Raw genomic sequence first — 26,785 nt, 5'->3', positions numbered from 1 at the left:
ACGGCAGGACAACCGCGGCGGCGTTGGGCGGATGGCACAAACCGGTGGCAAAAACGCGACGCAAGCGCCCGCTTCGCGCACAGGCCAGGCGCGGCCAAACGCAGCGAGAAAGCGGAAGAAGAACGAAGAAGCGTCGAAATTGGGCACGGCGCACAGAGCAGACACTCGCGTCCGGTTGCCCGCCAGCGAGCGGATCGACACCGCCATTTGGTACAATCCCGCAGTTACCCTGGCGAGGCTTGTATCCAGCATCGTCTCGTGGCCAGGTCTGCCAGGCAGACTGCCCGGAACGGCCGCTCGCCAGCGGCAAAAAATCATTGGCCAAACCGCCCACCCGCAAACCAAACCGCCGAATCCATCATGAACATCGAGCAAGCGCGTTTCAACATGATCGAACAGCAGATCCGCCCCTGGGAAGTGCTCGACCAGGACGTGCTGAATCTGCTCTCGATCGTCAAGCGTGAGAATTTCGTCCCCGCCGTCTACCGCGATCTGGCCTTCGTCGACTTCGAAGTGCCGCTGCCGGCCGGTCAGCATATGCTGGCGCCGCGCGTCGAAGCCCGCGTGCTCCAGGAACTGGCGGTGAAGAAACACGAAAGCGTGCTCGAAATCGGCGCAGGCTCGGGCTACATGGCGGCGTTGCTCGCACACCGCTCGCAACACGTGCTGACGGTCGACATCGAACCGGAACTGGCGGAACTGGCGCGCAACAACCTGATCGCCAACGGCGTGCTGAACGCCGAAGTCGCCACCGGCGACGCATCGCGCGGCTGGGCCGGCGTGGCACCGTACGACGTGATCTGCGTGTCGGGCGGGCTGCCGGTGCTGCCGCAGGAAATCCTCGAGCATCTGAAGATTGGCGGCCGCCTCGCGGCATTCGTCGGCACTGCGCCGGTCATGAAGGCGCAAATCATCACGCGCATCGACGACAAGCAGTTCCGCATCGCCGACGTGTTCGAAACCTATGTCGAGCCGTTGACCAACGCCGTGCAGCCGCCGCGTTTCAAGTTCTGAGTTTTAGATCCTGGCGGCCGCGCTGCGGCCGTCATCTGACTGGATGTCCCACTGATGCAAAATCTGACCGCTCCGGCACTCGCCGAATGGCTCGCCGACACCTCGCGTCCCGCCCCCGTACTGCTCGATGTGCGCGAACCCTGGGAAATCCAGACGGCGTCGATCGCCGGCGCAGTGTCGATTCCGATGCGTGAAATTCCCGCTCGCAGCGAAGAACTCGACGACGACGCGCAAATTGTTTGTGTGTGCCACCACGGTGCGCGCAGCGCGCAGGTCGCGATGTTTCTGGAGTCGCGTGGCCACACCAACGTGTTCAATCTGCAAGGCGGGATCGATGCGTGGTCGCGTCAGGTCGATCCGGCGGTTCCGATTTATTGATTCAGCGTGAACTCGCGGCAGCGGGTATCGGCTCTGACGGCCACCCGCTCCGCTGAAGTTTGACTGCCGCCTTGGTGAGCAACATGGCGCCAGCCGGCTCGTCGCTGAAGTCGGCAATACGAAGTCTTTTATCCAGCGCGTCCGTGCAATGCGGACCGCCAAAGCACTCACCACAGCGTGAGTGCTTTTATATTTTTCTCCTGCGCTCGCTCATACGCTCGTTGCCAGGCTAACCCCACCCGCGTTCCACCTCGTCGCACCCTCTACCCTAAGCCGCAGCCCGCTTTTTATTACGCCGCTTCGCGCGTGAACGTCAGAAATTTCTCACGGTTTCCTAAGCGTCGGACAGGCAACATGCTCCGATATTTTTTGGAGCCATGTGATGAGATTTTCGAAGATCGCGATATTGGCCACAGCGCTAGCCGTGTCCCCGCTGATTTCATACGCGAGTCTGGGCGGCGCCCCAAACACCGGCGCGCCCACCCCGGTCGTGCGGCTCGCCACGCCGCAGTCCGCCTCGACAACGACGCAGGCGACGCAATCGGCAGCGCCCTATTCGATGCACCAATCGGTCGATGCCAACGGCGTCACGATCAACGAATACGTGCTGCCCAGCAACGTGGTGTTCGCGGTCACGTGGGACGGACCGATCCGTCCAAACATGACGGCCTTGCTCGGCAACTACTTCCCCAACTACGTGAACGTCGCGCAAAGCCGTGCGCGCGGCACCGGTCCGCTCGTCGACGGCGACGACGCCTTCCGCATCGAATCGACCGGGCGGCTCGGCCGCTTTTCCGGCATGGCATGGCTGCTCCATGAATTCCCCGTGGGCGTCCGGCCAGGCGATCTGAAATAGCACCGGCACACGTGCGCGAGCCAATGCCTGCACACGCCAGGTCAAGGAAAACAACAATGAATACATCGAAGAAAACCGGCTGGCTCGTTGCGGTGCTCGCGACAATCACGCTCGCTGCATGCGGCGGCGGCAGCGCGAGCAGCACCGATATCGGCTGGGACGCCAGCCCCGACTGGAGCATCAGCCCGAACAACCCGAGCACGCCCACAGTCACCGTCCCGGCCACGGGCGACAACGTGGTGCCGGTGCAGGTCAACAGTTCAATGGGCAACATCAATACGCTGTTCGTGTCGATCAAGGTCTGCATACCCGGCAAGCGCAATCCGACCCAATGCGTGACCGTCGACAACATGCTGGTCGACACCGGCTCGACAGGTGTGCGCATCGGCGCGTGGGCGATACCGTCGCTCGCGCCACTGCTGCTCACGCAAGCCGGCGCGACCGATGACAAACTCGGCACATCGCCGATCGCCCAATGCATGCCGTTTGCGTCGGGCTACACGTGGGGTGCGATCAAGCGGGCCGACATCCTGATCGGCAAGAAGACTGCGAATAATCTGCCGATTCAGGTGATTGCGGATGGCGCATATGCGACGCCGGCCGACTGCGTGTCGTACGGCGGCGCCGATCTGGGCAGCGTCGCTGCGATGGGCGCCAACGGCATTGTCGGCATCGATAATTTCACGGGCGACTCGCTGGATGCGCTGACCACGGCGGTGCCGGGCCTTTACTACTATTGCCTGTCTCGCAACAACTGCATCAGCACTCGCATGGAAGAGAGCAAGGAGGTGACGAACCCCGTCTTCATGTTCACCAGCGACAACAACGGCACGGTCATTCGCCTGCCCGCGTTGCCGGCCGGCGGACGGGCGAGCGTGGACGGTCAACTGGTGTTCGGCGTCTCCACCCAGCAGAACAACATGCTGCCGGCCAACGCCACGGTACTGGCCGTCGATAAGTACGGCACCTTCACGACGCAATATCAGGGGCGTGTGATGAACCGCAGTGCAATCGACAGCGGCACCAATGGCTATGGTTTCCAGGACGAGACGATTCCGACCGCCGGCGCTTTTCCATATAGCTGGTACATACCGTCGAGCACGCTGAATCTGTATGCAACGATGGAGGCCACGGACGGCACAGGCACGCCGCTGGCGGTGCCGTTTTCCATCGAAAACGCGAGGGTTCTGGCCGCCACCGGCTACGCCGCTTTCGATACGATCGGCGCGTACTTCGCCAGCTCGAACAACAACATGTTCCTGTGGGGCCTGCCGTTCTTCTACGGCCGCGAGGTCTACACCGTGATCAGCTACGCGAAGATTGGCCAACGGACGGGACCATTTGTGGCGTTCTGATGTTTTACGCAGATGGCACGGGCGGGCGCTGTTTGCTAGCGACGCCTGTCCGGTGTCCATCGTGTTGCGCGTGCCTGGTTGCGCGCATCGTTTTATCCCTCTTCACGGCCTTTTACGGCCTTTCCCACACGCCGTTCAGAAACTTCCCGCAATCCCAATAAGGGTCTGCGGGCACCATGCTCCGACCTGTTTTCTGGAGCAATAAAAATGAGATTGGTGAAGATCGCGCTGGCATTAACGGCGCTGTGCCCGCTCGCCTCACACGCGATGCTGGGCAGCGCGCCAGGCGCGAATACACATGCGGCCGCCGTGGCGCGGTCGCTACTCCAGCCTGCTGCGGCAACGGCGGCTGCGTCCTACACGGTGCGCGAGGCAACCGGCAGCGACGGCGTGACGATCCGCGAATACGTGCTTCCCAGCAACGTCGTGTTTGCGGTCAGCTGGCAAGGCCCGGTGCGCCCGGACATGACCGCGCTGCTCGGCAGCTACTTTCCCAACTTCGCGAATTCAAACGGCGGACGCCCGCGCGGCACCGGTCCGCTAGTCCGGCATGACGGCGATTTCCATATCGAGTCGGCAGGTCATGCCGGGTACTTCTTCGGCAAGGCGTATTTGCCGCGCCTCGTTCCCGCCAACGTTCAAGTCAAGGATCTGCAATGAAGCGGCGCGTGGACTCACTCAGCACAAACACCATGAAGACTCTGAACAGGAGCCTTTACTGCGCGCTCCTGACGGCTGGCGTGGCACTGTCGGCGTGTGGCGGCGGTGGCAGCGATGACAACGGCGGGAATGCGGCGAATAACGATGATGGGCAAGTGGGGGAAGTGAATACGCCTGCGCCGACACCGACACCGACACCGACACCGACCCCGACTCCAACGCCAACTTCGACTTCGACTTCGACTTCGACTTCGACTTCGACTTCGACTTCGACTTCGACTTCGACTTCGACTTCGACTTCGACTTCGGCTTCGGCTTCGGCTTCGGCTTCGGCTTCGGCTTCGGCTTCGGCTTCGGCTTCGACTCCCACTCCCACTCCGACTCCGACTCCGACTCCAACGCCGCCCCCCACACCAACCCCCACAACCAACACCACCCCCATCACCGTCGAACGCTGGACCGGCAACTTTCCGAACATACCGTACGTCACCGTCACGATATGCATCCCCGGAGGACAGGGCGGCACGCAATGCGCGACGGTCGATCACATGCAGCTCGACACGGGCTCCGTCGGCGTGCGCGTGAACAGCAGCGCACTGGGCGCGGCTTTGGCCAGCAGCCTGCCGGCGCAAACCGGCGCCACCGACGACCCCACGGACAGCGCGCCGATCGCCCAATGCGCGACGTTCGGCTCCGGCTATACATGGGGATCCATCCGGCGTGCGGACGTGACGATCGGCGGCAAGACCTCGGGCAACATGCCGATCCAGGTGATCGCCGACGGCAAGTACGCGACACCATCGGATTGCCTGCAACGCGGCGGTTCGGATCTCAACACCGTGGCCGCTCTCGGTGCGAACGGTGTGCTGGGCATCGGCCCGTTGGCGCGCGATACCCCCGCAGCGGCACTGACGCCGCTGCCGGCCGCGTACTACTACTGCACCTCCTCGACGTCGTGCACGGGAACACGCGTTCCGCTCGACACGCAGGTGATGAATCCGGTCGCCAACTTCACGTCGGACAACAACGGCACGATCATCCGTCTGCCCGCGTTACCGGCTGGAGGCCAGGCAAGCGCCACGGGCGAACTGATCTTCGGCGTCGGCACGCGGCAGAACAACGCGCTGCCGTCGAGCGCCACCGTGCTGCAACTGAATGCAAACGGCAACTTCACCACGAGCTACAACGGCAGCTCGCTGCAAGGCTGGCTCGACAGCGGGACCAACGTCTACTACTTCCCCGACTCGACGATTCCTCAAAGCAACGGCCTGTATATTCCGGCCACGACACTCAACCTGTCGGCGATTCTGAGTGCATCGAGCGGGACCGGCTCGTCGGCGACGGTGCCGTTCAGGGTCAGCCATGGCTTCAACTTGCAGGCGAACGGTTACGCCGCCTACGACAGCCTCGCCGCGCCCTATTACGGCGGCTTCCTCTGGGGCCTGCCGTTCTTCTTCGGCCGCGACGTGTACACGGTGTTGAGCGGCGCCAGGGCGGGTACGCAGACCGGGCCGTTCGTGGCATTCAAATAGTCTGAAAAGACGCACCGACACCATGTCAAAACAAAAGGCCGGCGCTGCAAAGCAGCCGGCCTTTTTTCCGCGCGATCAAACCGGTCGCTCAAGTCCGCATAGTCAAATGCCTGTCGTGTGCAACGAGCGGTGTGAGTCACGTTTTCGAACACCGTCGCCATCCGCGATGGACTGACGCCCACGCGCTCGCTCATGTCGTGTCTCCTCGCGTGAAGTGAGCGGCCTTCCAGTCCAGGCAAAGCACCACCCATGCACAAAGTGAACGCGGCCATGCACCGGCGCAGACCGCTGGCGGATAGCCGCGCTTCGTCGCGGCGCGAAACGCACCTCAACGAGGCGCGACTGTCGGGCATGCACCAGCCTTGCGCCACATTACGCATAACTTGCCGACGCGCCACCCGCGCCGCAGCACGCAGAACGCGCAGATCGGGTCGAAATTACTGCATGGCATGTCATTTGCAGTACACAAGCGGCAAGTCATGCGGGATAAGCCCTGCTGGCTGAAATCGACGCCCATAAACAGTCACCATCAAATGGCAAGGGGAAGCACATGAAACGTCGCAGTCTGTTGAAGTTCGGTTCGATGTCGGGCGCGCTGGCGCTGGCGGGTCAAGTGCCGTTTGCGAACGCGCAGGACAGCGGTCCGATCAAGGTCGGGATTCTGCATTCGCTGTCGGGCACGATGGCTATTTCCGAAACGTCGCTGAAAGACACCGCGTTGATGACCATCGCGGAGATCAACAAGAGCGGTGGCGTGATGGGCCGTCAGATTCAGCCAGTGGTAGTGGACCCGGCGTCGAACTGGCCGCTGTTCGCCGAAAAGGCGCGTCAACTGATCACGCAGGAAAAGTGCGCCGTGGTGTTCGGCTGCTGGACCTCGGTGTCGCGCAAGTCGGTGCTGCCGGTGTTCGAGGAACTGAACGGCCTGCTGTTCTATCCGGTGCAGTACGAAGGCGAAGAAATGTCGCGCAACGTGTTCTACACGGGTGCAGCGCCGAATCAGCAGGCGATTCCCGCAACCGAATATCTGATGAGCGCGGAAGGCGGCGGCGCCAAGCGCTACTTCCTGCTGGGCACCGACTATGTGTACCCGCGCACGACCAACAAGATCCTGCGCGCGTTCCTCAAGTCGAAAGGCGTGCAGGAGGCCGACATCCAGGAGGTCTACACGCCGTTCGGCCATAGCGACTATCAGACCATCGTCGCCAACATCAAGACCTTCTCGCAAGGCGGCAAGACCGCGGTGATCTCGACGGTGAACGGCGACTCGAACGTGCCGTTCTACAAGGAACTGGGCAACCAGGGGCTGAAGGCGTCCGACGTGCCGGTCGTCGCGTTCTCGGTCGGCGAAGAAGAACTGCGCGGTATCGATACGAAGCCGCTGGTCGGCAACCTCGCCGCATGGAACTACTTCATGTCGGTGCGCAATCCTGAGAACACCAAGTTCAAGGCGATGTTCGCGAAGTGGGTGAAGGACAACAACCTGCCGGGCGGCGACAAGCGCGTGACCAACGACCCGATGGAAGCGACCTTCGTCGGCATCCACATGTGGAAGCAGGCCGTTGAAAAAGCGAAGAGCGCGGATGTGGACAAGGTGCGCGTCGCGATGATCGGCCAGACCTTCGCGGCACCGTCGGGCTTCACGCTGACGATGGACGGCAACCACCATCTGCACAAGCCGGTGATGATCGGCGAAGTGCGTGCCGACGGTCAGTTCAACGTCGTATGGCGGACCAAGACCGCCGTGCGCGCGCAGCCGTGGAGCCCGTTCATCGCCGGCAATTCGAGCAAGCCGGACGTGGTCAGCTCGATCCCGTCGTTCCTGAAGCGCACGCGTTCGCGCATCGTCTGACCGCACGACGCGCGGCGGCGGCTCGCTGCATAGGCAGGGCTCTTTGCCGCTTGCCTCGCCGTGCAGCGAGCCGCTACGAAATAACGACGATGCGAACGACGATGCGAACGACGAACGCAAAGCGCGCGTCGTCGGCAATACCGTGAATGGGGTTTGGCGCAGTCAGGCGCAATCAGCAACCCACGGCGCGGCAGCGGCTTGAGCATGTTGCGAGTTTCGATGTGAGGCTCGCTGCAAGTCTCGAGCCGCGCCGCCAAAGCCGGTTCATCTTCAAAGGCCACCATGGCGTTTTCAATCCTCACCTCCGCACGACGAACCGTTCGCCGGTTCGCGCGCCGCAGTATCGGCAGCGCGGCGATCGTGCTGCTCGCGGGCTCGCCGCTCGCCGCCTTTGCGCTGACGCCCGCCGATGTCGCGCCGCTCGCCAGCGACGACTTCGACGCGAAATCCGCGGCAATCGACAAGCTGATCGCCAATCACGACAAGGAATCGCTGGCGGTGCTGAAGGCGTTGTCCGAAGACAGCGCGCTCGCAACCGATTCCGGCGCCGTGCTGCTGCAGGACGGCGACACCGCGAAAGACGCCGTCACCGGCAAGACCGTCGCCGCGGGCGACGCGCAGCCGGTCACGCTGAACAACCTGCTGCGCTCGAAAGTCTCGGGCGCATTGTCGGGTCTGCAACTCGACTCGCCGGACGCCGCGACACGCGCCGCCGCGATCGCGTCGCTGCTGCAAAACCCCGATCCGTCGATCAAGCCGCTGGTCGACGCGGCCCGTGCAAAGGAAACCGATCCGGCGCTGAAGAAGCGTCTGGACACGCTGTGGGCGATGACCGCGTTGCACGACGCCGATCCGGCGAAGCGTCTCGAAGCCGTGCAACTGGTGTCCGCGCGGCACGATCTGGACATGAACGAACTGTTGCGGCCGCTGGTCGCGAAGAAACCGGACGGCACCTTCAACGAAGCGGACGACCGTGTGCGCGCCGCCGCGCAAAGCGGTATCGACGAACTCGACGCGATCCAGCGACGCAGCCAGATTGCCGGCACGCTGTTCGCGGGCCTGTCGCTCGGCAGCGTGCTGCTGCTCGCGGCGCTCGGCCTTGCGATCACGTACGGGCTGATCGGCGTGATCAACATGGCGCACGGCGAATTCCTGATGATCGGCGCGTACGCCACCTACGTCGTGCAGAACCTGTTTCAGCGCTTCGCGCCCGGCGCGTTCGACTGGTATCCGCTGCTCGCGGTGCCGGCTTCGTTCGCGGCGGCGGGGCTGGTCGGCATCGTGCTCGAACGGCTGGTGTTGAAGCATCTGTACGGGCGTCCGCTCGAAACGCTGCTGACCACCTTCGGCGTCAGCCTGATCCTGATTCAAGCGACGCGGATGCTGTTCGGCGCGCAGAACGTACAGGTGATCAACCCGTCGTGGATGAGCGGCGGCGTCACCGTCTTGCCGAATCTGATCCTGCCGTACAACCGCCTCGCGATTCTCGCGTTTTCGCTGATCGTGGTCGGCATCGCATGGGCCGTGCTGACGAAGACGCGGCTCGGCCTGTTCGTGCGCGCCGTCACGCAGAACCGCCGGATGGCGGCCTGCGTCGGCGTGAAAACCGCGCGGGTCGATTCGTATGCGTTCGCGTTCGGTGCGGGCATCGCCGGGTTGGGCGGCTGCGCACTGTCGCAGATCGGTAACGTCGGACCGGACCTCGGCCAGAGCTACATCATCGATTCGTTCATGGCGGTGGTGCTCGGCGGTGTCGGTCAACTGGCCGGGACGGTGATCGGCGGCTTCGGGCTTGGACTTGTCAGCAAGGCCATCGAACCGTTCTGGGGCGCCGTGCTCGCGAAAATCGCGGTGCTGGTGCTGATCGTGCTGTTCATCCAGAAGCGTCCGCAGGGCATGTTCGCCCTCAAGGGCCGTAGCGCGGAGGCATGAGATGACATCTGCAACTTCTTCGGCTCACGTCGGCGCGACGGGCAACGCGGGCACCAACGCACGCGACGCGGGCGCGGGCTTCGCGCTCGGTCTGCCGCCGCGTCCCGCCTTGCTGTCGCGGCGCGCGTGGCTCGCGCTGATCGCGCTGATCATCGTGTTCGGTCTCGGCGTGCCGTTCGCCACCCTGGTCCTGCCGGAAACCAGCGCGTTCCATCTGTCCGCGTACGCAACGACGATCACCGGCAAGTTCATGTGCTACGCGATCGCCGCGCTCGCGCTCGATCTGGTGTGGGGCTATTGCGGCATCCTGAGTCTGGGACACGCGCTGTTCTTCGCGCTCGGCGGCTACGCGATCGGCATGTACCTGATGCGCTCGATCGGTCACGACGGCAAGTACGGCAGCGATCTGCCGGACTTCATGGTGTTTCTCGACTGGCATCAGTTGCCGTGGTACTGGCAGGGCACGCAGCACCTCGGCTATGCGCTGCTGCTGGTCGTGCTGGTGCCGGCTGTGGTCGCGTGGGTGTTCGGCTTCTTCACGTTCCGTTCGCGCGTGAAGGGCGTGTATCTGTCGATCATCACGCAGGCCATGACCTTCGCCGCGATGCTGCTGTTCTATCGCAACGAAACGGGCTTCGGCGGCAATAACGGCTTCACCGACTTCAAGCGGATCGGCGGCTTTCCGATCACGCATCCGGGCACGCGCACTGCCCTGCTGCTGATCACCTTCGCGGTGCTGATCCTCGCGTTTCTCGGCGCGCGCGCCATCGTCACATCGAAGCTCGGCCGCGTGACGACCGCCGTGCGCGACGGCGAAACGCGGCTGATGTTCCTCGGCTACAGCCCGCTCGCTTACAAGCTGTTCGTGTGGACCGTGTCGGCCGTGTTGTGCGGCATCGCGGGTGCGTTGTACGTGCCGCAGGTCGGCATCATCAACCCGGGCGAGATGTCGCCGGGCAACTCGATCGAAATGGCGATCTGGGTCGCCGTCGGCGGACGCGGCACGCTGATCGGGCCGATCATCGGCGCGTTCGCGGTGAACGGTGCGAAGAGCTTTTTCACAGCGAATTTCCCTGAATACTGGCTGTTCTTCCTCGGTCTGATTTTCGTGCTGGTTCCGCTGCTGCTGCCCAACGGCATCATGGGACTGATCGAACTCGTCTCGCGCAAGAAGGACCGCTCATGAACCAGAACCCGATGGTCCCCGATCTCGACTTACCCGAAGCACCTTCCGACTATTCGTTGAGCGGCGTCGCGAGCATGAGTCGCGCGGTGATACCGGGCGAGATCGACGTTTCGCACGGCACGATCCTGTATCTCGAAGACGTGACCGTGAGTTTCGACGGTTTCCGCGCGCTGAACGCGCTGACGCTGAACATCGACGCCGGCGAGCTGCGCTGCATCATCGGTCCGAACGGCGCGGGCAAGACGACGATGATGGATGTCATCACCGGCAAGACCTCGCCGGATTCCGGCAAGGTTTATCTCGGGCAGTCGATCGATCTGACGCGGATGAACGAGCCGTCGATCGCGCGTGCCGGGATTGGGCGCAAGTTCCAGAAGCCGACCGTGTTCGAGCAGCATCCCGTGTGGGAAAACCTCGAACTGGCGATGAAAACCGACAAGGGCTGGTGGGCGTCGCTGCGCGCACGGCTGGATCGCGACGCACAGGCGCGTATCGAAGAAACGCTGCTGCTGATCGGGCTGGAAAGCGAAGCGCGGCGGCTTGCAGGCGAGCTGTCGCACGGCCAGAAGCAGCGCCTCGAAATCGGCATGCTGCTGATGCAGCAACCCGCGCTGCTGCTGCTCGACGAACCCGCCGCCGGCATGACCGACGACGAAACCATGCAGCTTGCCGAGTTGCTCAATCACTTGCGCGGCACGTGCTCGATGATGGTGGTCGAGCACGACATGGAGTTCGTGGCGGCTTTGTCCGGCGATAAAGGCAAGGTCACGGTGATGGCCGAAGGACGCGTGCTCGCGCACGGCACACTGGACGAAGTGAAGAAGGACGAGACGGTGATCGAGTCGTATCTGGGTCGCTGATCGCAACATTGCCGCCCGCATAGATCATCGAAAAGCCGCTGAAACAAAGGGTCGAACGCACATGCTAGAAGTTGAAAACCTGAACCAGTATTACGGCGGCAGCCACATCCTCCGCGATGTGAAGCTCACCGTGCCCGACGGCAAGCTCACCGTTCTGCTCGGCCGCAACGGCGTCGGCAAGACCACGCTGCTGCGCTGCCTGATGGGCGTCGTGCAGACGAAGAGCGGCTCGATCGCCTGGCGCGGTGCGCCGATCACGAAGCTGCCGACGTACTCGCGCGTCGAAAAAGGTCTCGCGTACGTGCCGCAAGGCCGCGATATTTTTCCGCGCCTGACCGTCGAGGAAAATCTGCTGGTCGGCGCGGCGAGCAAGAAAGCGCCGAAGAAAATCCCCGATCGCATCTACGAACTGTTTCCGGTGCTGAAGGACATGCGCAGCCGTCGCGGCGGCGATCTGTCCGGTGGTCAGCAGCAACAGCTCGCGATTGGCCGCGCGCTGATGAGCGATCCGCAACTGCTGATTCTCGACGAGCCGACCGAAGGGATTCAGCCGTCGATCATTCAGGACATCGGCCGCACGCTGCGTCAACTGGTCGAGGAAATGGGCATGACGGTGCTGCTGGTCGAGCAGTATTACGACTTCGCCAAAGATATTGCCGACCGCTACTGGGTGATGAGCCGCGGCGAAATCGTCGCGGGCGGCGAAGGCGCCAACATGGACGCGGACGGCGTGCGCGCGTTGATCGCCGTATAAGGGTTACTCGCAATCACGCCTACGCTGCGTGCTATTCTCGGCGCAACCCCGACCCTGGATTGCGCCGCGCCACGTCGGCCCGCTTCGCTAACGCAGCGTTTGTCCAGGTCTTAACGCGTCGATCGCACGCCCATTCCCACGCACGCATGTCGCTTCACGAAAATCACGTCACGCTCGCCACCGCGCAGCCCGCCGCACATTCGCCCTGGCCCGCGCGCCTCGAACTCGGCTTCGTCAAACAGAATGAGCGGACGACGCTCGTGCATCGGCTGCACGACGGGCCGTTGCGCGTGCAGCGGCCGCTTTATCCCGAAGGCCATGCAATCTGCCATGCGGTGATCGTGCATCCGCCGGGCGGGGTCGCGGGTGGTGATCAACTCGATATTCAGGTGGATGTCGGCGCGGGCGCGCATGCTGTGGTGACGACGCCGGGCGCGACCAAGTGGTACAAGTCCAACGGACGCGCCGCGCATCAGCAGATTGCGGTGCGGGTCGGCGAGCACGCGAAGCTCGACTGGCTGCCGCAGAACAACATCGTTTTCGATCACGCGAATGCGCATCTGGATTTTTCGCTGACGCTGGCTGAAGGCGCTACCGCGTTGGGATGGGACGCGACGCAGCTTGGGCGGCAGGCGGCTGGCGAACGGTGGTCGGAGGGGCGCCTGAATGCCGTGTCGCGGATCGTCGGTGCGCGCGGCGAATTGCTGTGGTTCGAGCGCGCGAGCCTCGACGCGAACGATGCGTTGCGCGACGCGGCCCAAGGCCTGGCCGGGTTCCCCGCCTACGGGACGCTGTGGGCAGTCGGCCCCGCGTGCGACGACGCGCTCGCCGAATCGCTAACCGCGCAACTACCGTTCGACGACTCGCTACGCGCCGCCGCAAGCTGCGTGACGAACGGCGTGCTGCTGGTGCGCGCAGTTTCGCGTTCGATGGAGACGCTGCAAAACGCGTTGACGCGGTGCTGGCTTCAACTCCGCCCGGTCGTGCATGGTGTCGAGGCGGTGCCGTTGCGGATCTGGTCGACTTGAGCCAATCTCGAGCTACGGCGCGGCAAAAAAAATGAAAACGGCCCGTTCAAAACTGGTCGCATCAAAAACGCTCAATGGGTTTACGTACGCGCGTTACCCGAATCCGGGCGCGCGAGTCGACTGAAACAAATCGACTGAACGGCCCCGTCGCCCGAGTCGCATGGCCACCGCACCAAATCGGCCCATCCACACGCCTCGATCTGGTGCACTACTCTCGTAGAACCCCGCCAGACCGCCCTCGCACCGCCATGGCACATCCTTTGCATAATTTTACGAAGATGCTGCCGCATCCTGACGGCAGCCACCGGCTCGTCACTTCCACCGCTCACACAACATGAAACGAACCACTCCTCGCTCGTTGCGTCGCGCGTTTCTCGTCGCGCTACTGTCCGTGCCTGTGATCGCGCACCTCGCCTTTCACGCCATCGCCGCTCACGCCGATACGCTCGACAACATCGCCAAGGCCGGCGTGCTGAAAGTGGCGGTGCCGGAAGACTATCCGCCGTTCGGCTCGGTCGGCCCCGACATGAAGCCGCAGGGCTATGACATCGACACCGCCGCGTTCCTCGCGAAGTCGATGAACGTGAAGCTCGAACTCGTGCCGGTCAACAGCGCGAACCGCATTCCGTATCTACAGACCGGCAAGGTCGATCTGGTGATCTCGTCGCTCGGCAAGACGCCCGAGCGCGAGAAGGTGATCGACTTTTCGACCGCGTATGCGCCTTACTACCAGGGCGTGTTCGGCCCCGCCGACATCAAGGTCACCGGCCCCGCCGACCTGACGGGCAAAACCGTCGGCGCGACGCGCGGCGCGCTCGAGGAAATCGGTCTCACGCAAATGGCGCCGAACGCGACCATCAAACGTTTCGAGGACAACAACGCGACCATCGCCGCGTTCCTGTCTGGCCAGGTGCAGTTGATCGCCGCCGGCAACATCGTCGCGGCCGCGATCATCGCGAAGAATCCGCCGCGCCGCCCGGAGCCGAAGTTCGTCATCAAGAATTCGCCGTGTTTCGTCGGTATGAACAAGAGCGAGTCGCGTCTGCAGCAGAAAGTGAATGCCGCGATTGCGCAGGCCCGCCAGGACGGCACGCTCAACACGATGTCGAAGAAATGGTTCGGCGCACCGCTACCCGCCGATCTGTAACGCCCGTCATGCTATTTTGTAAGCACGCTGTTAGGCGGACTTGATACCGTGGCTGGCCCATCCGGCATCGCGCGTGTCGCGGACTCATCCCGTCATCCTGTGCCAGCACGTGATGACAGCCGTCACGCGCCGTGCCTAACATTGTCGTTGCCCGTTCCGTGCGGAGCTGGCGCAACGACCGTCTTCAAGACGTCACCACTGAACGCAACCATTCGATGAAGCTGACACCTCGCGAGAAGGACAAGCTGCTGATCTTCACCGCCGCGCTACTCGCCGAAAGGCGCCGCGCCCGCGGCCTCAAACTGAACTACCCGGAAGCTATCGCCTTCATCACCGCGGCGCTGATGGAAGCCGCGCGCGATGGCAAGACCGTCGCCGAGGTCATGCACTACGGCACCACACTGCTCACGCGCGACGACGTGATGGAAGGCGTGCCGGAGATGATCCCCGACATTCAGGTGGAAGCCACGTTCCCGGACGGCACCAAGCTCGTCACCGTCCATCACCCAATTCCCTGATCACGCAATCATCCAAGAACCAAGGCACGCTCCATGATCCCCGGCGAACTCCTCACCGACGACGGCGAACACGAACTCAACGTGGGCCGCGCGACCGTCACGGTGGTCGTATCGAATACCGGCGACCGGCCGGTGCAGATCGGCTCGCACTACCACTTCTACGAAGTGAACGACGCGCTGTCGTTCGATCGCGAAGCGGCGCGCGGCTTCCGGCTGAACATCGCGGCGGGCACCGCCGTGCGCTTCGAGCCCGGCCAGGAACGCACGGTCGAGCTGGTCGAACTGGCGGGCGACCGCATCGTCTACGGCTTCAACGGCAAGGTAATGGGCAAGCTGTGATGCGCGCCACGCGCTCCGCTGCCTGCCCTGCTTACTTCGGACCCATACCATGACATTACGCATTGGCCGCCGCGCATACGCGGAGATGTTCGGCCCCACCACCGGCGACCGTGTGCGCCTCGCCGATACCGAGTTGCTGATCGAAGTCGAGCGCGACTTCACAACCTACGGTGAAGAAGTGAAATTCGGCGGCGGCAAGGTGATTCGCGACGGCATGGGCCAGTCGCAACGCGTGCACGCCGACGTGGTCGATACGGTCGTGACGAACGCGGTGATTCTCGATCACTGGGGCATCGTCAAGGCCGACATCGGCATCAAGAACGGCCGCATCGCCGCGATCGGCAAGGCGGGCAATCCCGACATCCAGCCGAACGTGACGATTGCGATCGGCGCATCGACAGAAGTGATCGCGGGCGAAGGGCTGATCGTGACGGCGGGCGGCATCGATACGCACATTCACTTCATCAGTCCGCAGCAGATCGAAGAAGCGCTCGCGAGCGGCGTGACGACGATGCTCGGCGGCGGCACCGGCCCGGCGACCGGCACTAATGCGACGACCTGCACGCCGGGCCCGTGGCATATGGAACGCATGCTGCAGGCGGCCGACGGTTATCCGATGAATCTCGGCTTTCTCGGCAAGGGCAATGTGAGCCAGCCGCAACCGGCGCTGGAGCAGATCGCGGCGGGGGCCATCGGCCTGAAGCTGCACGAAGACTGGGGCACGACGCCCGCCGCGATCGACAACTGCCTCAGCGTCGCCGACGACACCGACACCCAGGTCGCGATTCACACGGACACGCTGAACGAAGCGGGTTTTGTCGAAGCGACCGTGGCCGCGTTCAAGGGCCGCACGATCCACACGTATCACACCGAAGGCGCGGGCGGCGGTCACGCGCCGGACATCATCAAGGTGTGCGGCGAGTCGAACGTGTTGCCGTCGTCGACCAATCCGACGCGGCCGTACACGATCAACACGCTTGAAGAGCATCTCGACATGCTGATGGTGTGCCATCACCTGGACCCGTCGATTGCGGAAGACATCGCGTTCGCCGAATCGCGGATTCGCCGCGAAACAATTGCCGCCGAAGATATCCTGCACGACCTCGGCGCGCTGTCGATGCTGTCGTCGGATTCGCAGGCGATGGGCCGGGTCGGCGAAGTGATTATTCGCACGTGGCAAACCGCTCACAAGATGAAGGTGCAACGCGGTGCGCTGCCCGAAGACAGCGCGCGTCACGACAATTTCCGCGCGAAACGCTATGTTGCGAAGTACACGATCAACCCCGCCATCACGCACGGCATCGCGCATGAAGTCGGCTCGATCGAGCCGGGCAAGTGGGCCGATCTGGTGTTCTGGGAACCGGCATTTTTCGGCATCAAGCCGTCGCTGATCCTGAAGGGCGGCATGATCGCGATGGCGCAGATGGGCGACCCGAACGCGTCGATTCCGACGCCGCAGCCGGTGCATTATCGCGAGATGTTCGCGACGCGCGGCGGCGCATTGGGGCGCACGTCGCTGACCTTCGTGTCGCAAATGGCCGCCGATGCGGGCGTGGCCGAACGTTATGGCTTGAGCAAGCGCATCGTCGCGGTAAAAAATTGCCGCAATATCTCGAAGGCGGACATGATTCACAATGCGTGGCGTCCTGCTATCAGCGTCGATCCCGAGACGTACCAGGTGATCGCCGATGGGCAACTGCTGACCTGCGAACCCGCCACCGTTCTGCCGATGGCGCAACGCTACTTCCTGTTCTGAGCATGCGTACTCTCGACAAATTGCTGGCGCCGCATCTGAAGCTCGCGCCGGTTCTGGTGAAGCGGGCGCCGAGCTTGACGCTCGCTTTCGACGAGCGCCGTAAAAGCCGGCTCGCCGCCACGCTCGACAGCGGCGAAGAAGTCGCGCTGCTGTTGCCGCGCGGTACGGTGCTGCGCGACGGCGATGTTCTGGTGGCGGACGACGGCGGCCTCGTGCGTGTGGTCGCCGCGGCGGAAGCTGTGCTGGTCGTGCGCGCGAAAGATGCGCTGACGCTGACGCGCGCCGCGTATCACCTCGGCAACCGGCACACGCCGGTCGAAGTCGGCACAGATTATCTGAAGCTCGAATACGACCCGGTGCTGGCCGATATGCTCAAGCGAATCGGCGCGACAGTCGATCAGGTGTCGATGCCATTCCAGCCGGAATCCGGCGCTTACGGCGGCGGTCATAAGCACGGTCACGACGAGACCTTCGCCGAAGACTATGCGCTCGCGCAGCAGGTGTTTGGTGAGCATCACGGGCATGGGCACTCGCATGACCATGGCGACCATGTCCACGACGAGTCTTGCGGCCACGCGCACCATGAGCATTCGCAAGAGCATGGGAAAGCTCATTCGCACGAGCATGGCGACCACAAACACGACGGCCACGTCCACGACGAATCCTGCGGCCACGCGCATCACCACCATGCGCATCGCTGAACTCACTGCACTGCTGCATCTCGCGTCGCCGGCGCTGCCGATCGGCGCGTTCAGCTACTCGCAAGGTCTCGAAGCAGCCATCGAAGCGCAACTGATCACCGACGCCGATTCCGCTCGCGACTGGATCGCGAGCGGCCTCACCGACGTGCTCGCACGCGGCGAGTTGCCGTTTCTCGCGCACCAAATGGAACGCTGGCGCTCGCACGACGCAGCAGGTCTCGCCGAAGCCAACCGCGAATTCCTCGCGAGCCGCGAGTCGGCGGAATTGCGGCGTGAGACCGAACAGATGGGCTGGTCGCTGCGGCAACTGTGTGCATCGCTCGAATGGGGCGACGCGGACCGACGCGCGACACTCGCGTCGATGACGCCGCTCGCACAGCCCACCGCGTTCGCTTTCGCCGCCTACGCACACGACGCCGCCACCGACGCCACCCTCGCCGCCTACGCGTTCAGCTGGGTGGAAAACCAGGCGGCAGCCGCGTTGAAGGCCGTGCCTCTGGGACAACTCGCGGGGCAGCGGATCATCGTCGCCTTGCGCGGACCGATCGACGCCGCCGTCACGCGCGCGTTGGCTACGCCGCCGGCCAACATCAACACTTTCGCGCCGCAACTCGGCATTCTGTCGGCGCGCCACGAGTCGCAATATTCGCGGCTTTTTCGCTCATAAATCGATCCATCATGAACGCACCTCATCATCCCGCCTCACGTACGAAAAAGCTGCCGCCGCTGCGCGTGGGCGTCGGCGGACCGGTCGGCTCGGGCAAGACCACGCTGCTCGAAATGCTCTGCAAGGCGATGCGCGATCAGTACGACCTCGTCGCGATCACCAACGACATCTATACGAAAGAAGACCAGCGTCTGCTGACCGTGGCGGGTGCGTTGCCCGCTGAGCGGATCATGGGCGTCGAAACGGGCGGCTGTCCGCATACGGCGATTCGTGAAGACGCGTCGATCAACCTCGAAGCGGTCGACCGCATGCTGACGCGGTTTCCGGATGCCGATATCGTGTTCATCGAATCGGGCGGCGATAACCTCGCGGCGACGTTCAGCCCGGAACTGTCGGATCTGACGATTTACGTGATCGACGTCGCGGGCGGCGAGAAGATTCCGCGCAAGGGCGGCCCCGGCATTACGAAGTCGGATCTGCTGGTGATCAACAAGACGGACCTCGCGCCGATGGTCGGCGCGAATCTCGATGTGATGGCCTCAGACGCGAAGAAAATGCGCGGCGAGCGGCCTTTCGTGATGACGAATCTGAAGGCGCTCGATGGCCTCGCCGAGGTGGTGAAGTTTATCGAGAAGAAGGGATTGTTGAAGGTGTGAGGTGAGGTCGTGGGCGCTTGATTGCGCCCGTGTTGCCGAAGGCAGCGGTAGCGATCCTGGCTGCCGTGTATGACCAAAGGGGCGCTGATATCGCGCCCCTTCGCCCTTCCATCCTCACTCCGGCAACACCGCCATCAACACGTCCACCGTCCGCGCCGTCGCGCCGCGATGACGCGCGGCGAACGCCGAAGCCGCGCCACCCATTGCCAGCCGCCGCGCCTTGTCGCCGAACAGTTCGCGCAACGCACGCGCCAGATCGGCGGGGTCCTGAACCTGTAGCGCCGCGCCCGCCGCGACCGCATCCGCCGTCGCCTGGGTGAAATTGAACACGTGCGGCCCGATCAGCACCGGCACGCCCACCGCGCACGCCTCGATCAGATTCTGCCCGCCCAGCGGCAACAGACTCCCGCCGATAAACGCCAGATCCGACGCCGCGTAGTAAGCGCCCAACTCGCCCATCGAGTCGCCTAACATCACGTTCACGTCGGCGGGCAAAGCGGGCACGCCGCCAGTCGACGTCACCGCCGCCGACGCCACCTTCGCATCCGGCGCCCAGTTCGAGCGACGCTCCACGCGCAGCCCCGCCTTGCCGGCCAGCGCCGCGACTTCGTTAAACCGCTGCGGATGGCGCGGCACCAGAATCAGCAGCGCATCGTCGACGTTGAGCGCGGCGAACGCCTGCAACACCAGCTCCTCTTCGCCTTCGCGCGTGCTCGCCGCGACCCACACCGGCCGCGCGCCAATCGCCGCGCGCCATGCATGGCCGCGTGCGACCAGCTCCGGCGGCGTACTCATATCGAACTTGAGATTGCCGAGCACCGCGACATTGCGCGCGCCGAGCGAGGTCAAGCGCTCCGCATCCGATGGACTCTGCGCGAGCACACGCGCAAAGCCGCCGAACACGTCTTTGGTCGCGCCGCCAAACTTCGCCGCTCGCCTGAAAGAACGCGCCGACATCCGCGCATTGGTCAGCACGAGCGGCACATCCGCGCGACGGCATTCGTCGATCAGCGTCGGCCACACTTCGGTTTCCATCACCAGACCGAGCGACGGCCGCCATGCGCGCAAAAAGCGCCGCACCGCATGCGGCATGTCGTACGGCACGTAGCAGCGCAATACGCGATCGCCGAAGATCTCCGTGCCGGTTGCACGGCCGCTCGGGGTCATGTGAGTCAGCAGAATGCGCGCGTCGGGACGAGCCTTCAGCAACGCGTCGATCAGCGGCTGCGCGGCCCGAGTCTCGCCGACCGATACCGCATGCACCCAGATCAGCGGTGCGTTGTCTTCCGGCAAGCGGCCGCGCGAATAACCGAAGCGCTCGCCGATATGCTCGCGATAGCCGCGCTCCTTGCGCGAACGGATCAACAGACGCAGCACCGCAATCGGCGCGATCAGCCACCAGAGCGCGTTGTAAATCATCCTCAGCATGAGCGCTCCACGTGGTTGAAGCGCTTAACCGCACGCGCCGCCGATGCAGCCCATGCCAATGCCAATGCCAACGCCGTAGCCGCCGACCCGCTCCGCCCACCCGCTCCAAAGACCGCGGCGCTCAAACCAGCGCCCTGCCCTTCAGGCGCTCGAGAATGCCAAGCGGCGCGCACTCGGGCTGCGCCATCGCCTTGACCGGCAGGAAGAAGGTCTGCTCCAGCATGAACTGGCCGGACATCACCGCATGCGACGTCTGATCGGAGAAACACACCCACACGCAGCCCGGCGGAAACGGCATGGTTTCTTGCGGACTCGACTTCTGATAGTCGAGATCGGCCTTCATGCCGTCGTGCAGATTCAGCATCAGATGGTCGTATTCGCTGCGCGGCGATTTGGTCACGTGCAGCAGATTCAGCAGCCACGCGGAGCCGGGCATTTGCGGCTTGATGCGCGGCAGGAAGCGTTTGGCCATGTCTTCGAACGGCTCGCCCACGCGCCATACACGCGGCGCGCCATGCGGATTGACGTTGGTGAACACGCGCAGAATGCGCTCGCCGTAGTTGGGCCGCGACGGGAAAGCATCCACGTGCAGACGGCTATCGTCTTTGCGCCACGAGGTTTCGCGCGTCTCGACCTGATGCAGCCGCAGGCTCGTCGGCGCGACTCGCAACTTGCCGTTGTATTCGGGGAAAAGTCCGTCGACCAGCGTGCGCGCATTGGACTGATAACGCGCGATCAACGCACGCACCGCCGACTGCGTCACCGCGTCGCCCGCCACGCCATGCAACGCGCCGCCATTCGGTTCGAGACTGATGTTCTTGCGATTCGGATCGGCCAGTTTCGGATCGAGCAGCGCGGTTTCGCCGCCTTCGATCGCAAAACGCAGATTCGGGAAGTACAGCACTTTGCCGCGTTCGACGCCGGCGAGCAGCGTCTCGCGCGGCACGGACAGGTGCTGTCCGTGCCAGTCGGCGTTCGCTACTTCGATGATCTGGGTTTCGTTCATGGTCGCCCTTGAGAACGGATGGAGCGTAAGGCGAAGCGCGCCGGCGGATGTTGTCGTTTTACAGCAGGCCGAAACCGGCCAGCGCCGACTTGACCTGTTGCAGCGTAGGCGACTGCCCGGCCGAGCCGAGATTGACGACGTTCGGCGACCAGTAACCGCCGGTGCGCCACGCGGTCGAGAAATTGTACAACTCGACCGTGGGCCGCTTCAGCGCTGCGGCGATGTGAACCAGACCTGTGTCAACTCCGACGGTCGCGGCCGCGCCTTCGATCAGGCCGACCACCGCGGGCAGCGACAGCTTTGGCGGCACGATGGCCGCCGCGCCGAATTCCTTCGCGAGCCGCTCGCTGGTCGCGCGCTCTTCTTCGCTGCCCCACGGCAACACGATCGACGCCCCGCGCCGAACCAGCGACTGTCCGAGTTCGATCCACGCGGTATCGGGCCACTGCTTGTCGGCGCGCGACGTGGCATGCACGAACACCACATAAGGCACCGGCAGGTTCAGATTCGCCTCCGACAACGCCAGCGCCGCGCGCCCGGTGTCGAGACCGAAGTCGATCTCGTCGGTGGGTTGCGGCTGCGGGTCGTTCAGCGCCGCCGCCACCAGTTGCCGCGTGCGTTCGACCACGTGCGTGCGCGGCTCGATCGGCACGCGCCGGTCGTAGAAGAAACGCACCGGCCATTCGAAGCCCGCGCCGTCGGTGCGATTCGCGAGGCCGACCACCGGCCCGCGCGCCATGCTCGCGACCCACGCGGTCTTGATCAAGCCCTGGCAGTCGATCACGAGATCGTAGTTCTCGGCAGCGAGCGCACGGCGGAATGCGCCGATCTCGCGCCAGTTCGCCGCCGACAGAATGCGCTTGCGCCAACGCCGCAGCGAAACGGGAATCGCGCGATGCACGCCCGTGACGAGTTGCACGAGGCCGACGAAGCTTTCTTCGACGAGCCAGTCGATCTGGGCATCGGGATGGCGGCGTCGGATATCGGCGATCACCGGCATGTTGTGAACGACGTCGCCCAGTGACGACACCCTCACGATCAGTATCTTTTGCACGCTCAAGAGAGGGAAAACCGGCTATCCGGCCCGAAGATGCGTTGAAAGAGTTCCCAGCCCGCGCGCTTCGCGCCAGGCTCCTTAAGGATGAAAAACCCGGGATATCCCGGCGTTTTTTCACGAGGACCGCAATTTTAACGCGTCGTATGTGATTCACATGAAAAAACGCGGCGCGGTAAGTGAAACCCGCGCCGCGTTCGGCTATGACGGCGGCTCAACCCGAACCGCGCAGTCGGTGCTGAAACGCCTGAACGTTGATAACGTTTAGAACGGCAGCTTCGCGTCCGCTTTCTCCGCGAGAATCACGCGGCGGAAGTCTTCCTGGATGCGCTTGAGCGCTTCGTCGCTGTCGGCTTCGAAACGCATCACCACGACCGGCGTGGTGTTCGACGAACGCGCGAGACCGAAGCCGTCCGGGTACTCGACGCGCAGACCGTCGATCTTCAGCACGCTGTCCGCGCCGGTGAATTGGGCGTTCTGCTGCAGACGCGCGATCAGTTCGAAGTTTTCGCCTTCTTCGAGCTTCAGTTGCAGTTCCGGCGTGGAATTCGAGTTCGGCAGCGAGTTCAGCAGCTTGCTCGGGTCTTCGACACGCGTGAGGATTTCGAGCAGACGCGCGCCCGTGTACAGGCCGTCGTCGAAACCGTACCAGCGGTCCTTGAAGAACACGTGGCCGCTCATTTCGCCCGCCAGCGGCGCGCCGGTTTCACGCAGCTTCGCCTTCACGAGCGAGTGGCCGGTCTTCCACATCAGCGGTTCGCCGCCCTTGTCCTTTACCCATTTGGCCAGGTTGCGCGTGCACTTCACGTCGTAAATGATCTGCGCGCCCTTGTTGCGCGACAGCACTTCTTCGGCGAACAGCATCAGCTGACGGTCCGGGTAGATGATCTGACCGTCTTTGGTGACGACGCCCAGGCGGTCGCCGTCGCCGTCGAACGCGAAGCCGATTTCAGCGTCGGTTTCCTTCAACGCGCGGATCACGTCCTGGAGGTTTTCCGGGTGAGCCGGGTCCGGGTGATGGTTCGGGAAGTTGCCGTCGATCTCGGTGAACAGTTCGACCAGTTCGCAGCCGAGCTTTTTGAACAGCTTCGGCGCGAGGCCGCCGGCGACGCCGTTGCCGGTATCGACGACGATCTTGATCGGGCGCGCGAGCTTGATGTCGCTCGTGATGCGGTCGAGATAGGCGTCTTCGATGTCGTATTCGGTGTACGTGCCGCTACCGTCGCTGAAGTTTTCATCGACGATGCGCTGATGCAGCGCGAGAATCTGTTCGCCGTAAATGGCCGCGCCGCGCAGCACCATCTTGAAGCCGTTGTAGTCGGGCGGATTGTGGCTGCCCGTCACGACGATGCACGAATCGACACGGCGTTCGCCGCCATCCAGCTGCAACGGCACGCTGGCCGCGAAGTAGCCGACCGGCGTCGGCACCATGCCGACGTTGACCACGTCGACACCGGCCGCACGCAGACCGTCGGACAACGCCTGAATCAGCTCGGGACCCGACAGACGGCCGTCGCGCGCGACCACCACCGCGTCGCCGCCTTGCGCCCGCACTTCGCTGCCAAACGCGCGACCGATGGACCGCGCGGCGTCGGCGTCGAGCGTCTTGCCGATTACGCCACGAATGTCATACGCCTTGAAAATGGATTTGGAGATCATGTTGGCTCACTTGCGTGCAATGGAAAATTTTGACCGGCGCACCGGGATTGAATCGGTAAAAATCGCGCTGAGACTTATGACGAAACTCACGATGAAACCAGAGCTGAAAACTGCCGATAAAACCCTGCGATACGCCCTTGCCGGAAGCGATCCGGTTCCAACTTATAATTGCGCTTTTCGGACTGCCTGATAGCGCCATTCTAATGCTTAGACGCCCTCCTTTTGTTAAGTTGCCGCGACAGTCGGCCAGGTGGGCAAACGCGCAAACTGCCGCTGTGTATTGCACCGCACAGCGCACCGCCCAGACCCTGCCGGCGGACCGGGCGGCGAACGGATGCTGACGCTCAAACGCTTCGCCAATCCCGACGTCACACGCGCCTTTACGAACATCGTCTGGCTGGGCCTCGAAAGGCTCACGCAGATCGGCGTGGCGATCGTGATCAGCGGGATGCTGGCGCGTTACTTCGGAGCCGACGTATTCGGCAAATGGCAATACGCCAATACGCTGCTGCTGGTGCTCTCGCCGATCACCTGGGTGTGCGGCGCCGAAATCCTCGTACCGACCATCGTCAACCGGCCGCCCGCACAACTCGGCACCGTGCTCGGCAGCGCTTTCGCGTTGCGCTTTTCGGTGTCTGTTGCGGCGCTGCTGCTCACGTGGCTCGGCATCGCCCTGCACTTCTTCGATCCGCTGGTCGGCGCGATGCTCGCCGGCCTCGCGGTGACCATGCTGTTTCGCGAACCGTTCGTCGGCGTGATCAACGCGTGGCTGCAAAGCATGACGTACAGCAAGCCGCAGTTGCTGACCAGCATGAGCACCGCCGTGCTCAAGGCGGCCTGCGTCTATCTGCTGGTGCGCGCGGCGGCTACGCCCGCACGCTTCGGCTGGCTGTGGGCGCTCGAATCCGCCGCCATCGGCGCCGTGCTGCTGATCTATTTCATCCGGCGACACGGCGGTCAACTCGGCTGGCATCTCGACCGCTCTCTGTTCAAACATTTCGCCAGCGCCGGCACCGTGTTCTGGCTCGGCCTGATCTGTATGTATCTGTTCCTGAAACTCGACCGCCTGATGCTCGAACGCGCGATCAGTTTCGCGGACCTCGGCCGCTATTCCGCCGCGCAGCAGTTGAACGAAAACTGGATCACGCTCGCGTTGATGCTCGCGCAAACCATCGCACCCGCTTTCGTCTACCGCGTGCAGGACGCCGCGCAACTGCGCCGCAACATGTGGCGCCTCACCGCGATGACCGCCGTGTTGATGGTGAGCGGCGCGATCGTGCTGGACCTGCTGGCCGGCCTGATCATTCGACGCGTGTTCGGGCCGGACTTCGAAGGCGCGATCGAGATCTTCCGCTGGGCCGTGTGGCTGTCCGTGCCTGCCGGCATCGAAGCGATCGGCAATCTTATCGTGTTGAAGTACCAGGCGAAATTCGTCCTGCTGGCCAAGTGGCTGTTCGCGCTGGCCGTCGCGTTCGCGGTCAATCTGCTGACAATCCCACGGCTCGGGGCTTACGGCGCGCTGGTCGGGCTCGCGGTGGGCTATCTGGCGGCGGCGTCGGTTAATCTTTATTACATCCGTTTCAAATTGCGCTCATGACGACTGCATCCGCCACCGCGCAAATATCGCTCGACGATGTTGCCGTACTCATGCCCGCGTACAACGGGCAAGCCGATGTCGATCTTACGCTCGCCTCTTTCGATGAAAGTGCGTTGGTGCACGTACTGATCGTCGACGACGGCAGCACGCCGCCGATCGTCGCGCCGTCCATCGGCAATATGAAAATCGATGTGCTGCGCATGCCGCAGAACGGCGGCATCGAACGTGCGTTGCAAACCGGTATCGACGCGCTCGCGCAGCGCGGTTTCCGCTATGCCGCGCGAATCGACGCGGGCGACCGCAGCGTGCCACAGCGGCTCGCGAAGCAGCGCGTGTTTATGGAACTGCATCCGCACGTGGCCGGGCTCGGCATGTGGACGCAGGTCGTCACGCGCGCGGGCGAGCCGCTTTTCATGCTGACGCCGCCCGCCGAACCGGCCGCGATTCGCCGCATGCGCTTTATGCGTTCATGCCTCGCGCATCCTTCGATGATGCTGCGTATCGAGGCCGTGCGCACAGTCGGCAACTACCGCGCGGAGTATCGTTCCGCCGAAGACCTCGATCTGTTTGTGCGTCTGATGGAAAGCTACGATTGCGCGAATCTGCCGGAACTCGGGCTCTACTACGAACTGAACGAAGGCGGCATCAGCGCGACCAGGCGGCGGCGTCAGATCATGTCGACGCTGCGTTTGCAACTGCGCTACTTCAACGTCGCGAATCTGTACGACTGGCTCGGGCTCGCGAAGAACCTGCTGCATCTGGTGACGCCGTATCGCGCGTTGCAGCGGGTCAAACGCGTGATGCTCGCGCCGCGAGCGAGCCGCTAGCGCATGTATCTCAAGCATCACCC

26 protein-coding genes and 1 pseudogene are annotated in these 26,785 nt (G+C 63.6%); 22 read left to right on the top strand and 5 right to left on the bottom strand.

Annotated features, from left to right (window positions below; all coding sequences use genetic code 11):
• The first annotated feature begins 360 nt into the window (after positions 1–360).
• The 5 genes from BLS41_RS04865 (at position 361) to BLS41_RS04845 (ending at position 4,263) form a co-directional block, all read left to right on the top strand.
• Positions 361–1,014, top strand: coding sequence for a protein-L-isoaspartate O-methyltransferase family protein (locus tag BLS41_RS04865; RefSeq protein WP_074763265.1), 654 nt, complete (start codon positions 361–363; stop codon positions 1,012–1,014).
• A gap of 54 nt (positions 1,015–1,068) precedes the next feature.
• Positions 1,069–1,392 carry a rhodanese-like domain-containing protein gene (locus BLS41_RS04860; RefSeq protein WP_074763264.1) on the top strand — a complete coding sequence of 108 codons (324 nt, stop codon included), beginning with the start codon at positions 1,069–1,071 and terminating at the stop codon, positions 1,390–1,392.
• Between the two features lie 382 nt (positions 1,393–1,774).
• Positions 1,775–2,248: a DUF2844 domain-containing protein gene (locus BLS41_RS04855; RefSeq protein WP_074763263.1), complete on the top strand. Its 474-nt coding sequence runs from the start codon at positions 1,775–1,777 to the stop codon at positions 2,246–2,248.
• A gap of 56 nt (positions 2,249–2,304) precedes the next feature.
• On the top strand, positions 2,305–3,603 hold the full coding sequence (locus tag BLS41_RS04850) for a DUF3443 domain-containing protein (protein WP_074763262.1): 1,299 nt from the start codon (positions 2,305–2,307) through the stop codon (positions 3,601–3,603).
• A gap of 207 nt (positions 3,604–3,810) precedes the next feature.
• Positions 3,811–4,263, top strand: coding sequence for a DUF2844 domain-containing protein (locus BLS41_RS04845; RefSeq protein ID WP_074763261.1), 453 nt, complete (start codon positions 3,811–3,813; stop codon positions 4,261–4,263).
• 55 nt (positions 4,264–4,318) lie between these two features.
• On the opposite strand, the gene BLS41_RS39500 is transcribed toward BLS41_RS04845, so the two are convergent.
• Positions 4,319–4,633 carry a hypothetical protein gene (locus BLS41_RS39500; RefSeq protein WP_253189684.1) on the bottom strand — a complete coding sequence of 105 codons (315 nt, stop codon included), beginning with the start codon at positions 4,631–4,633 and terminating at the stop codon, positions 4,319–4,321.
• A 64-nt stretch (positions 4,634–4,697) separates the two neighbouring features.
• Here BLS41_RS39500 and BLS41_RS04840 point away from each other — a divergent pair.
• From BLS41_RS04840 to ureG, 14 genes and pseudogenes are all read left to right on the top strand, one after another.
• Positions 4,698–5,795 (top strand): annotated as a pseudogene (locus BLS41_RS04840) (DUF3443 family protein); the annotation flags it as partial.
• A gap of 550 nt (positions 5,796–6,345) precedes the next feature.
• The gene (gene urtA, locus BLS41_RS04835) at positions 6,346–7,647 is read left to right on the top strand and encodes an urea ABC transporter substrate-binding protein (protein WP_074763259.1); all 1,302 of its coding nucleotides are present in this window, start codon (positions 6,346–6,348) and stop codon (positions 7,645–7,647) included.
• Positions 7,648–7,929: 282 nt separating this feature from the next.
• Positions 7,930–9,579 (top strand): urea ABC transporter permease subunit UrtB, encoded by a 1,650-nt coding sequence (gene urtB / locus BLS41_RS04830; protein ID WP_074763258.1) that lies wholly within the window; start codon positions 7,930–7,932, stop codon positions 9,577–9,579.
• A 1-nt stretch (position 9,580) separates the two neighbouring features.
• A complete protein-coding gene (gene urtC / locus BLS41_RS04825) occupies positions 9,581–10,765 on the top strand; it encodes an urea ABC transporter permease subunit UrtC (protein ID WP_074763257.1) in 1,185 nt (394 codons plus the stop codon).
• Positions 10,762–11,625: an urea ABC transporter ATP-binding protein UrtD gene (gene urtD / locus BLS41_RS04820; protein ID WP_074763256.1), complete on the top strand. Its 864-nt coding sequence runs from the start codon at positions 10,762–10,764 to the stop codon at positions 11,623–11,625. The genes urtC and urtD overlap by 4 nt, the downstream gene beginning before the upstream one ends.
• A gap of 61 nt (positions 11,626–11,686) precedes the next feature.
• Positions 11,687–12,379, top strand: coding sequence for an urea ABC transporter ATP-binding subunit UrtE (urtE, locus tag BLS41_RS04815; RefSeq protein ID WP_020065119.1), 693 nt, complete (start codon positions 11,687–11,689; stop codon positions 12,377–12,379).
• Positions 12,380–12,525: 146 nt separating this feature from the next.
• On the top strand, positions 12,526–13,407 hold the full coding sequence (locus tag BLS41_RS04810; RefSeq protein WP_074763255.1) for an urease accessory protein UreD: 882 nt from the start codon (positions 12,526–12,528) through the stop codon (positions 13,405–13,407).
• Positions 13,408–13,741: 334 nt separating this feature from the next.
• The gene (locus BLS41_RS04805; protein ID WP_074763254.1) at positions 13,742–14,554 is read left to right on the top strand and encodes a transporter substrate-binding domain-containing protein; all 813 of its coding nucleotides are present in this window, start codon (positions 13,742–13,744) and stop codon (positions 14,552–14,554) included.
• 215 nt (positions 14,555–14,769) lie between these two features.
• Positions 14,770–15,072 (top strand): urease subunit gamma, encoded by a 303-nt coding sequence (gene ureA, locus BLS41_RS04800; protein WP_011487082.1) that lies wholly within the window; start codon positions 14,770–14,772, stop codon positions 15,070–15,072.
• Positions 15,073–15,105: 33 nt separating this feature from the next.
• Positions 15,106–15,411: an urease subunit beta gene (locus BLS41_RS04795; RefSeq protein WP_074763253.1), complete on the top strand. Its 306-nt coding sequence runs from the start codon at positions 15,106–15,108 to the stop codon at positions 15,409–15,411.
• A 49-nt stretch (positions 15,412–15,460) separates the two neighbouring features.
• A complete protein-coding gene (gene ureC / locus BLS41_RS04790) occupies positions 15,461–17,167 on the top strand; it encodes an urease subunit alpha (protein WP_074763252.1) in 1,707 nt (568 codons plus the stop codon).
• Positions 17,168–17,169: 2 nt separating this feature from the next.
• Positions 17,170–17,868 (top strand): urease accessory protein UreE, encoded by a 699-nt coding sequence (gene ureE / locus BLS41_RS04785; protein ID WP_074763251.1) that lies wholly within the window; start codon positions 17,170–17,172, stop codon positions 17,866–17,868.
• A complete protein-coding gene (locus tag BLS41_RS04780) occupies positions 17,855–18,535 on the top strand; it encodes an urease accessory protein UreF (protein WP_074763250.1) in 681 nt (226 codons plus the stop codon). Before ureE ends, BLS41_RS04780 begins: the two co-directional genes overlap by 14 nt.
• An 11-nt stretch (positions 18,536–18,546) precedes the next feature.
• Entirely contained in the window at positions 18,547–19,191 is a 645-nt protein-coding gene (ureG, locus tag BLS41_RS04775; protein WP_074763249.1) for an urease accessory protein UreG, read from the top strand.
• 114 nt (positions 19,192–19,305) lie between these two features.
• Here the strand turns inward: ureG and waaA are convergent, their stop codons facing one another.
• The 4 genes from waaA to BLS41_RS04755 form a co-directional block, all read right to left on the bottom strand.
• Entirely contained in the window at positions 19,306–20,619 is a 1,314-nt protein-coding gene (waaA, locus tag BLS41_RS04770; RefSeq protein WP_074763248.1) for a lipid IV(A) 3-deoxy-D-manno-octulosonic acid transferase, read from the bottom strand.
• A gap of 121 nt (positions 20,620–20,740) precedes the next feature.
• Positions 20,741–21,625: a Kdo hydroxylase KdoO gene (locus BLS41_RS04765; RefSeq protein WP_074763247.1), complete on the bottom strand. Its 885-nt coding sequence runs from the start codon at positions 21,623–21,625 to the stop codon at positions 20,741–20,743.
• Positions 21,626–21,683: 58 nt separating this feature from the next.
• Positions 21,684–22,685 carry a lipopolysaccharide heptosyltransferase I gene (waaC, locus tag BLS41_RS04760; RefSeq protein ID WP_074763246.1) on the bottom strand — a complete coding sequence of 334 codons (1,002 nt, stop codon included), beginning with the start codon at positions 22,683–22,685 and terminating at the stop codon, positions 21,684–21,686.
• A 258-nt stretch (positions 22,686–22,943) separates the two neighbouring features.
• The gene (locus BLS41_RS04755) at positions 22,944–24,338 is read right to left on the bottom strand and encodes a phosphomannomutase/phosphoglucomutase (protein ID WP_074763245.1); all 1,395 of its coding nucleotides are present in this window, start codon (positions 24,336–24,338) and stop codon (positions 22,944–22,946) included.
• On the opposite strand from BLS41_RS04755, the gene BLS41_RS04750 reads away from it, so the two are divergent.
• From BLS41_RS04750 to BLS41_RS04740, 3 genes are all read left to right on the top strand, one after another.
• Positions 24,337–24,528: a hypothetical protein gene (locus BLS41_RS04750; protein ID WP_074763244.1), complete on the top strand. Its 192-nt coding sequence runs from the start codon at positions 24,337–24,339 to the stop codon at positions 24,526–24,528. The two genes, BLS41_RS04755 and BLS41_RS04750, sit on opposite strands and share 2 nt — an antisense overlap.
• Positions 24,529–24,672: 144 nt before the next feature.
• Positions 24,673–25,935, top strand: a complete 1,263-nt coding sequence (locus tag BLS41_RS04745; RefSeq protein WP_074763243.1) for an oligosaccharide flippase family protein — start codon at positions 24,673–24,675, stop codon at positions 25,933–25,935.
• Positions 25,932–26,762, top strand: a complete 831-nt coding sequence (locus BLS41_RS04740; RefSeq protein WP_074763242.1) for a glycosyltransferase — start codon at positions 25,932–25,934, stop codon at positions 26,760–26,762. The genes BLS41_RS04745 and BLS41_RS04740 overlap by 4 nt, the downstream gene beginning before the upstream one ends.
• Positions 26,763–26,785: the final 23 nt, after the last annotated feature.

The organism is Paraburkholderia fungorum, from assembly GCF_900099835.1.
GTDB lineage: Bacteria > Pseudomonadota > Gammaproteobacteria > Burkholderiales > Burkholderiaceae > Paraburkholderia > Paraburkholderia fungorum_A.
This window is presented reverse-complemented; position numbering and strand designations above follow the sequence as displayed.